The organism is Nostoc sp. CCY 9925 (genome assembly GCF_963920935.1).
Taxonomy (GTDB): Bacteria; Cyanobacteriota; Cyanobacteriia; order Cyanobacteriales; family Nostocaceae; genus Nostoc.
Window position 1 is genome coordinate 72,723 of the sequence record NZ_CAWUDO010000032.1, and the last position, 10,073, is coordinate 82,795.

Annotated in this window: 4 protein-coding genes and 1 pseudogene; 3 read left to right on the forward strand and 2 right to left on the reverse strand. The window is 41.3% G+C overall.

Translation table 11 applies throughout. The features are described from left to right. Positions 1-10: 10 nt before the first annotated feature. The gene (locus ACM0OY_RS17940; RefSeq protein WP_414570201.1) at positions 11-1,825 is read right to left on the reverse strand and encodes an AAA-like domain-containing protein; all 1,815 of its coding nucleotides are present in this window, start codon (positions 1,823-1,825) and stop codon (positions 11-13) included. 826 nt (positions 1,826-2,651) lie between these two features. Then, the gene (locus ACM0OY_RS17945; RefSeq protein WP_414570202.1) at positions 2,652-4,106 is read right to left on the reverse strand and encodes a GTP-binding protein; all 1,455 of its coding nucleotides are present in this window, start codon (positions 4,104-4,106) and stop codon (positions 2,652-2,654) included. Positions 4,107-4,338: 232 nt separating this feature from the next. On the opposite strand from ACM0OY_RS17945, the gene ACM0OY_RS17950 reads away from it, so the two are divergent. The 3 genes and pseudogenes from ACM0OY_RS17950 to ACM0OY_RS17960 form a co-directional block, all read left to right on the forward strand. Further along, entirely contained in the window at positions 4,339-6,468 is a 2,130-nt protein-coding gene (locus ACM0OY_RS17950) for an SPFH domain-containing protein (protein ID WP_414570203.1), read from the forward strand. A gap of 301 nt (positions 6,469-6,769) precedes the next feature. Next, positions 6,770-8,116 carry an ATP-binding protein gene (locus ACM0OY_RS17955; protein ID WP_414570204.1) on the forward strand — a complete coding sequence of 449 codons (1,347 nt, stop codon included), beginning with the start codon at positions 6,770-6,772 and terminating at the stop codon, positions 8,114-8,116. 147 nt (positions 8,117-8,263) lie between these two features. Then, positions 8,264-10,073, forward strand: a pseudogene (locus tag ACM0OY_RS17960) (ribosome assembly protein 4); the annotation flags it as partial.

Genomic DNA, 10,073 nt, shown 5'->3' on the forward strand with positions numbered 1-10,073 from the left:
GTAATACCCTTTAAAGTGAAATGAAATACTGACGATACAGTTTATAGCGCACTATTGCACAACGATTGCTATCATCGAGCTTTACCAACCCTAAGTTGTCTAACTGACGTGCCAATTCTAAATTCAGTTCTACTGGAACTTCTGCTGTAAGAATTTCCTTAAATGCTGCATATAGAAGTTGAGATTGTTCCAATTTGCGCTGTAATCGTAGCAAGTGTTCTCTATAAATTCCCTTATTAGTCGCAGCATTTTCTAATAGCTCATTAATGCTTATATTTTGCTGCTTCAATTTCTTAATAACTTCATGTATTAGGTAGGGATGGCCTCCTAGCATATCCATTAGTTGATTGACTTGATGAATATTCCAGTTCATTTCATACTGCTGTGCTAAATATTGGATTTGCTCATCATTCAATTCTGTTAATTCGACTGTTATTCCTGCATTAAAAGGCGATTGATTAGGATCGATTTCACGATATTCTTCGGCATACACTACCACTAGTCGGAGTTTTGCCCACTCATTGTCAGTGTCAGTTTTGGCATTTTCATGTCTAGCTCGTAGCATCGCTAAAAATTCGCCAGCAATTTCCTGATAAGGAATAATTCGGTCTATCTCATCTATAGCTAAAGCTAGGGGACTGTTTCCAGGTAACAGATATTTCTCAAAGTAAGTCTTACATTTGTTCTTGCCATTACCAATACTGCGATTCCAGTATTCATTTGGATTCATTGACGAATTTTCTATCTTCAGGCTAATAGCGACATTTGCACAGAACCACTTCAAAAATTCATCTAGATTGCTAAAATCTGCTTTTGTCGCATCCCTTACGTTTACAACTGCTGTTCGGTATTTATGAGAATTGGCAGCGTGCTTCAAAATCCTTGACATCAGAGTCGTTTTACCCATTTTCCAAGGTGCTTTGATTCGGAGCAGACATCCAGGCTGTAAGATATCGTCATAACAAGATTTGACAACAGGTTGCTCTATATATAAATCTTCATTAATAGTGGATTGAGGTGGACTCCAATTTTCGGGTAATAGTGCAACAGGGAAATCTTCTCCATACAATTCAAAAAATGGTGTTTGTTTTTTATCAAATTTTTGAGTGCTTAGTTTAACTTTTGTTCTAAGATAGGTTATCAAATTAGAAACAAATACTTCATTTTCACCCCGATTATTTCCTGCTCCTTGTAAGGCTTCCAAGAAATGGAAAGTGAAAATACTTCTATCTCCTTGAACCCAAGACTTTTGTTCTCCTGTGGATGAGCTAAATACTGCTCGTCCTTGACCTTGTTTTAATTTGTTTAGTTTTAAGTCTGCATTTAATTCTTTTTTTAAGTCTGCAACTAATTCTTTGGCAGGAAAAGCCATAGGGAGAATCTCATCTTTTGCTGTCATTCCCTCTGCATGGCAACTATCAATAACTACCAGCAATCTCTTAGCCTGAATTTTTCGCAGTGCTTGATTAAACTCTTCTGCTGGTAGAAGATTGTTATTATCGTGGGGAACTAAATAATATTTTTGAGTATATTTATCAAGATAACCGTGACCGGAATAATAAATTACTACGGTAGCCTCGGAATCACTTTTAGCTTTTTCCTCAAGCCACTTTAACCCAGCTAAAATTCCTTCTTTTGTAGCCGTCTCATTTTTAAGTAAAAGGAGGTGCTGCTCATCATCAATGTAACCGCATCTAGTAGAGTCAGTTAAAAGAGATTTTAGTGCTTCAACGTCATTAACTGTGGCAGGTAACGACCAACGAGCATCAACACACTTACCGATCCCAACAAGCAAGGCATAGTTGTTATCTAGTCCTATAGACATATAAGGCTTACCTCATATAAAACGTACATATTTCAACCCTAAAAACAAACAACTTGATATTTGTATTGGTATGCCTAAACCTACAGCCATGAGACAGGGCTGCGTGAGGGTTTCCCAACCCAGACGACTGCGATAGTGCAGCATTAGCAAGGTACGAGCGTCACCTGAAGGGCTTGCCCTTCGGTATCGCTAATTCTTTAATCACATCAGACTTTCGTTATTTAGCATCGATATATTCTCTCTTGAGAGTAATAAACGAGCGGTAATTATACTTAAGTAATTATTGAAATATTATAATACTATCTGGTTTTGTTGTGTTACAAAACAGTCTATGGTCTGCTAAAACTGCTGAAAGTAAAGTATCAGGAAGTAAGTGGGCAAGAATAAATTCAATTATGTTACGCAATGTAAAATTAACTAAATTAGCTCTTAGTAAGGGCTTTAGCCATTAAGATAAAGCTGAAGCCTTTACTATAAACCTTTAATTATTTATGTTTATTTACTTTGCTTGAAAATAGTACTTATGCACTGTAAAAATTAATCATGGTGTGCATTTACTAAAATAGTTTGTTTTAGGCTTTGATTAATTATTTTTTAATGGTACATAGACCCTCAGTCTACGGGCACAGCAGTGTTGTGCCCCTACGACAAATGTAGTTTTTCAAATCATACATATTTGGTATTTACTGTCAATGTCTAAAAGGATGTTTTAAAAGTTTTTTTTGGTGGTAGCAAAACGTTTTAGATCGCGCCGAAATTTCCCTTAAAAAGGGGGACTTTAAGAACAAAACTTTTTAAGGGGGACTTTAAGATGAAAGAAATAGTATTACTTTTTGAATTTTACCTTCATCAGCAATTCATCTTTAATGCGGTTGAGAATTGAAGTTTCATCCAGGTTTGTCAAAATCCGATTAATTACTGCTTTTGGCCCATCAGGTCCCCAAGTCGCGCCGTTGGCTAAATAAACCTTGGTAACTTGTCCAATACCGTAAGAAGAAACACCAGCAACTCCGCCTTGAGTGAGTGCTACGGATATGTAAGGAGCAAAAGCAATACCAGCGGTAGCGGTTGCAGAGATGCCAAGTATAGTTTTTAATCCACTCAAACCCAAATTTGCCAACAGTTCACTAGCTCCGATACCGCCCATACTTAGGGCGATTTTTTGTAGTAATTGTACGGCTCCGGCTTCGGTCATGGAGAAGCCATAGAGTTTGGATAAACCTAAAATTAAAGCGATATCAATTATTACACTACTAAGAATATCTACCACAGTTACGGGATTAAGAGCGATCGCCAATGCCTTAGTCATCACAGCTTTCCAAATCAGCTGATTAGCATTCACCTCACGAATCATCAATTTTCGCTCTATCAATTGCTCATTTACGGTGTCAGCATAAAGCATAGTATTGAGAGCAACCAAAGCTTTGCCTTCCCGGTGCAAAATCTCCAAAATTTTCAGCTTCAGTTCTTCAACTTGAGCATTACCTGGACGCAACTGTATGCCCCTAGTACCATCAGGGCGAAAAACCGCCGTCTTCACCAATGGTGATGCTGCTGACATGACAATTTCTAAAGGCGTGACTAATTCCCGCACCCTTTCATCGCGGATTTTGTGATAAATTGCCATGCGATCGGCTTCTGGATACTGGTCTACTTTGTTAAACACCAGAATTATTGGTTTACCGGCTTCCCGCAATTGAGAAAGGGCAACGTGTTCTATTTTTGTCATGTCTCCAGAGATGACAAACAAAATCAAATCTGCTTGTTTAGCAATCTGTTCAGCCAATGCAGCGCGGGTTGCACCATCTACCTCATCTAATCCAGGAGTATCAATTAATTCCACCTGTGATTGACCGATACCAGGGAGAGTGACTCGCAAAGCACGTTCAGTTTCCCCAACCGCCTCTTCAGTAATACTCCAATTCACTGTTTGTGCAGCACGAGTAACACCATGCAGTGGCCCGGTTTCAAATACTGTTTGTCCAACCAAAGCATTGAGTAGCGAAGACTTACCACGTCCCACCATACCAAAAGCCGCAATCTGCACCACCATGTGGTCTAACTTGCCCAGCATGGTTTCCAAATCAGTAATCTCCGCCTCCAGTCCCGCTTTTTCTTGGGGTCTGAGGTCAAGATTACTCACCAAATTTCGTAGTGCCGTTTGTGCTTGTTTATAATTCAGTTCCGTTTGAATATCTTCAAAACTGAAAATGGCACTATCTAGTTCTTCCTCCCAACTGGGTGAGTTGCTGTGATGAGGTTCGGGCAATGTGGAAGTCATAATTTAGATTCTCGGTTAACCTCGCTATTTGATCCTAGTTATTTTTAACAGGGAATGGGGAGATAGGGGGAAAGGGGCAGGGGACAAAGGGGCGGAAACCCGCCCATACGGCTGCCTCTCCGTTGTAGCGACTGGCGTCGCGTCTCCACTCGTGAAGCCAAGTTTAAGAAATGGAGGTCTGTCTTGCTGGAGTGTTAACTTAGCTAATTAGTTGCCCAAATGGGCAAAAATTATGAGAAGTTTTCCATCTTGTCTTGGTAAGGGTAAACAAAATAAAGTAGCCCGTTTTGCAGCATCTGTTGTAGCAATGTTGGCGATGGCTGCGCCAACGTCTTTGATGAACGCAGGCAGTATCAATTATGCCAGTGCTACTCCGATAAAAATCACTACTGCAAAAGAATTAACTTTGACATCAGCCCAGCTGAGTCCAACTAAACCAAATATTGCCCAGTTACAAACTAATCAGACTCAGTATCAAACTGCTGGAATCGATCCTTTTGTACTGATTCCCATCGTACTTGTCGGTGGTTTGGTTATTTTTGTGCCGCTGTTCTTTGGCGGACTGGTGGTAATTGGCGAACGGGAAGTTGGTATTGTTGTCAGAAAGTTTACCCTTTCTGGGCGCGGACTGCCCGCCGGAAGGTTAATTGCCCTCAATGGTGAAGCTGGTTTACAGGCAGATACTCTGGCTCCTGGCTGGCACTGGGGCTATTGGCCTTGGCAATACTCGGTTCGTAAAGAATCGGTAGTTGTTGTTTCCCAAGGTGAAATCGCTTTAATTGTCGCCGCAGATGGCGAATCCAACCCACCAGAGCGCATTTTGGGCAAAATTGTCGATTGTGACAATTACCAAGATGCTCGGAAATTCCTCACCCACGGTGGCGAAAAAGGTCGCCAAATGGGCTTTCTCACAGCGGGTACTTACCGTATTAATACTGCCTTATTTAAGGTCATAATGGCGTCAAATGCTACGGCTCATGGCATGGCTCCAGAACAGTTACGGGTGTACAGCTTGGCATCTGATAAAGTTGGCATCGTCACCACTTTAGATGGTGTACCAATTTCTGCTGGTGAACTTGCAGGGCCGATAATTGACGGACATGACAACTTCCAAAACGGTCAGAAATTTATTGATGGCGGTGGACGGCGAGGTTTACAAGAGCAAATTCTACTTTCTGGTTCTTGGAATTTAAATCCCTGGTTTGTCCAAGTTGAACAAGTGCCGATGACGGAAATTCCCATTGGCTATGTGGGTGTGGTGATTTCTTTTGTGGGTAAAGCACATCAAGATGTCAGCGGCGCAGCCTTCACACATGGTAACTTGGTGAATCCTGGACACAAGGGTGTATGGGTTGAACCGCTGTATCCTGGGAAGCACCCGATTAATTCTCGAATCATGAAAATGGAACTAGTGCCAACGACCAACATTGTATTAAACTGGTCAGATCGCACTGAACGTCACAGTTATGATGCTCAACTAGCATCCTTAACTGTACGATCGCGTGATGGATTTGCCTTTGATTTGGAAGTAGCACAAATTATCCATGTCGGTGCTTTGGATGCGCCCAAGGTAATTTCCCGCGTTGGAGCTATGCAAAACCTCGTAGACCATGTATTAGAACCAACCATCGGTAATTATTTCCGCAACTCAGCCCAAGATTATACAGTATTAGACTTTTTGACAGCTCGGAGTGAGCGACAAGCTGAGGCTGCTGAGTATATTAAAACAGCACTGCGGGCCTATGACGTGCAAGCGATCGATACCCTGATTGGTGATATTCAGCCACCAGCCTCATTAATGCAGACACAAACAGACCGGAAAATTGCCGAAGAAGAACGCAAAACTTATGAAGTCCAGCAGCTAGCACAAACCCAACGCCAGCAACTTGTTCGGGAAACAGCCCTGGCTGATATCCAGCAAGAAATGGTGAAATCTGAACAGAGTGTACATATAGCTGACCTGAAAGCCCAAGCCCAAATCAAGCAGGCTACAGGTGAAGCTGAGGGGACAAAACTCCGGTCAATTGCGGAGGCTGAAGGTATTCGCGCCACAGGTAACGCCAAAGCTGAAACCTACCGCGCTGGTGTGGAAGCCTTGGGTTCACAGGGTTATACAGCAATGCAACTGATGCAAATTATAGGCGATCGCCATGTCCGCTTGATTCCAGATGTTCTAGTTGGCAGTAATGGCAGTAATAACGGCTTAGTAGATGGTCTACTGTCAATGATTTTATGGAATCAAACTGCTAAAAATGGTGAACTGACACCAACGCCTTTGCATCCACAACCAATAACCCCAACCCAACCAACCCCAGAAAACGGTATTCCACCTATAATTGTGAATTTTCCAGTGGATAAGTAACATCATCTGACAGTAGGGGCGCACAACTAGCTGTGTGCCCCTACCCTATGGTTTAATTACTCGAAAATTGCTGTATTGGATTTCACCATCGCTTCAACCAAACCAGGACTTACGCAAAATTATGAAAAAACGAACCACAAAGGACACAAAGAACACAAAGAAATAAGAGTTTCAGAGAGTTTTTGCGTAAGTCCTACAAACCAAAACTTCTGCGAAATATTCACCTGAAATGCTGTAACTAACTTTATTCTTGTGTTCAAGGATATCTAAAGTTATAAAAGATAATCTTATTACTAGCTTTATGACCATAGATTTACGAGCATTTTTTCAGGCAAGTGACCCCAGTCGAACCTTGTTTGTCAACAATCAGTCAGATGTAAAATACTACATTGATTTTTCTTCGGTACGAGGCGGAGATATTATTGGTAAGCTGAAGCAAAAAATTACTTTTTTCAAGCCAAATGAAGCTACCTGCACTCTGTTTACTGGGCATATTGGCTGTGGAAAATCGACGGAACTATTAAGGCTACAGGCAGAACTGGAAAAATCAGACTTTCATGTGGTGTATTTTGAGTCTAGTGAAGACTTGGAAATGACTGATGTGGATATTGCTGATGTGTTATTAGCGATCGCTCGTCGCGTTAGTCAAAGTCTGGATAAAATTACACTGGAGGAACCCACGAGATTTAATGGTTTGCTCCAAGGTGCTTGGAACGTCTTAAATTCTGAAGTCACTGGGGCAAAAGTCAAGCTGGGCGGTGTTGATGTTGGTGTCAGTAGTGACAAAGATAAGTTGTCTTTGGCTTTTGGTATTGGCGAAATCACTACGAAGATGAAAAGCGACCCAACGCTACGGGCGAAACTTAATCAGTATCTAGCACCGCAAAAGACTAATTTGTTAGAAGCAATTAATCGGGAATTATTGGAACCTGCGATCGCTAAATTAAAACAGCAGGGTAAACAAGGTCTGGTGGTAATTGTCGATAATCTCGACCGGATAGATAATCGCGTCAAAGCTTGGGGTCGTCCACAACAAGAATATTTATTTGTAGACCAGGGTGAATTTTTGACAAAGCTGAATTGTCATTTAATTTATACCATGCCTTTATCCCTGAAATTTTCTAACGATTACGGAATGCTTACCCAGCGATTCCCGGAAGACCCCAAAGTATTACCGATGGTGCCAGTACAATGGCCTGATGGTAGCGTTCACGAACAGGGAATGGCACTAATAAAACAGATGGTGCTAGCAAGAGCCTTTCCTGACTTGCAAGCAGATGAGCGCTTGCATAAGATTACTGAAATTTTTGATAATCCCGCCACCCTAGACCGCTTATGTAGATTGAGTGGTGGTCATGTGCGAGACTTGCTCAGACTCCTGAATACTTGGATTATGGAAGAAATGGCGCTTCCCCTTTCGCGTGAAACTTTAGACCAAGTTGTTCGCGCCCGTCGTAACGAAATGATGATGCCCATTTCCGATGACGAATGGCAATTGCTACGTCACGTCAAGCAAAAGAAAAAAGTCAGCGATGACCAAGGATATCAAAAGTTAATCCGCAGTCGCTTTGTTTTTGAATATCGAGATAGCGGCGAATCTTGGTTTGATGTTAATCCGATTTTGGCAGAAGCAAGGGAGTTGCAGTGAGGAATCAGGGAAGCAAAAAATAATTAACAGGAGGAAATATGAAAACAATCCAAATCCCAAAGACGCGATTTATCGCGTCTGGTGCCTTAACCGAACCGTATTGAGTTTTGCCTGTTTGAACGCGGTTTCTAACTGCCCTCTTAACTTATGACCGACTCGCAACCACCAAAAGATAACCTTCTAAACAACGATGTCTACGACGAGCTACGCCTACGCTCTGTTGCACAATTAGCATGGGCGATTGAATCTTCCGTGGGACAGTTTAAGCTGATTTTGGCACGGTGTAATTATGCCAAACTGCGCGATCGCCTGATCCAAAAATTGCGAGAAATCTGTCAAGTCGAAATTCGGGTGTTGGTCATACAACAATCTCACAAAACTCTTTACACAGCCATTCGGGACGAATTCGGCGACAACCTACCAGGCTGTGTAATGGTTGTGGGTTTAGAGACAGTGCCGAATTTAGCTGCGATGTTAACTTCTGCTAATCAGGTGCGGGAGGAGTTTCGCAAGAATTTTGCTTTTCCTGTAGTGTTGTGGATTGATGATGAAATCTACAAACAACTGATGCAATTGGCTCCAGATTTAGAGAGTTGGGCTACTACGAGGAATTTTGCGATCGCTCAGGATGATTTAATCAATTTAATCCAACAACTTGCAGACCAATATTTTAACAATACCCTGAATCTTAGTTTAGATGATTATGGAGTTTTAGAAACAGAATTAGCAGCAGCCCAGAGAGATTTACCAGGTGAATTACAGATTTCTCATCCAGAAGTGAAAGCTAATTTCTCATCTTTGTTGGGCTTTGTAAAACAAGTTAATAATAAAATTGATCTAGCGTTAGAACATTATCAAGTTGCTCTAGAGCTTTTTAGGCAACTTAATTATTTAGAACAGCAAACAAAAATCGTTGGTGATATTGCTTTTTGCTATTATCTCAAAGCTTTTAAAGCTCCAGATTTGAATTATTCAGATTGGCTGAATACTCGAATTTATATTCGTAAGTATATCAACTTGATTGAAAAAAATAAACAATTAATTGCAAAATCAATATTTAAATTTGGTGTTATACTGCGTGATTTACAAGAATGGCAAGAGTTAAAAAATCTTGCTGAACAAGCATTAGACATACATCAGGCTGATAATCAACCAATAGAATTAGCAAAAGATTACGGTTTTTTAGCTGAGGTAGCTTTAGCTGAACAATCTTGGTTAGAAGCCAATAAATTTGCACAGCAAGCCATCAAGATTGTAGAGGAACACAGCACAAGCCTCCTCATATCAAATGATTTGAGCCTCTATCGGTTTCTTTTGGCTCGTTCTCAATATCATTTAGGTGCTTATCAACAGGCAATTCATAACTTAGAAACTGCAAAAGATATCGGTAACCCGCAGGTAGATTTAAAGCTTTATCTCAATATTCTCGCTCATTTGCAAAAGCTTTACTTTGAGCAAAAAGCATATCTGAAAGCCTACGAAATGAAACAGCAACAGCGTTCCGTGGAACAGCAATTTGGGCTGCGGGCGTTTATTGGTGCTGGGAGATTACAGGCGACAAAACAATTAGAAGCCACAGGACTTACACCCCTGCGCGTTGATAATAAAGATAGTATTGCCCCAGAGATTGCTGCATCTGGTCGTCAATTGGATGTAGAACGTTTAATTGAACGCATTGGCCGCCCAGATAAAAAGTTGATCGTAATTCATGGGCAATCAGGTGTAGGTAAAAGTTCTCTAGTGAATGCTGGACTGGTGCCAGCTTTAAAGAATCAAGCGATCGGTATTCAAGATAATTTACCTGTAGTGATGCGCGTTTACACCAACTGGGTGGAAGAGTTAGAACCTCAAAATTCACCCTCAGAAGGTCAACTTTCACCCTCAGAAGGTCAACATTCACCCTCAGAAGGTCAACATTCACCCTCAGAAGGTCAACATTCACCCTCAGAAGGTCAAC

What these genes read in the sequence shown, in the direction of transcription:
- ACM0OY_RS17950 (WP_414570203.1), top strand. Translation starts at nt 4,339, where the DNA reads ATGAGAAGTTTTCCATCTTGTCTTGGTAAGGGTAAACAAAATAAAGTA.
- ACM0OY_RS17955 (WP_414570204.1), top strand. Translation starts at nt 6,770, where the DNA reads ATGACCATAGATTTACGAGCATTTTTTCAGGCAAGTGACCCCAGTCGA.
- ACM0OY_RS17940 (WP_414570201.1), bottom strand. Translation starts at nt 1,825, where the DNA reads ATGTCTATAGGACTAGATAACAACTATGCCTTGCTTGTTGGGATCGGT.
- ACM0OY_RS17945 (WP_414570202.1), bottom strand. Translation starts at nt 4,106, where the DNA reads ATGACTTCCACATTGCCCGAACCTCATCACAGCAACTCACCCAGTTGG.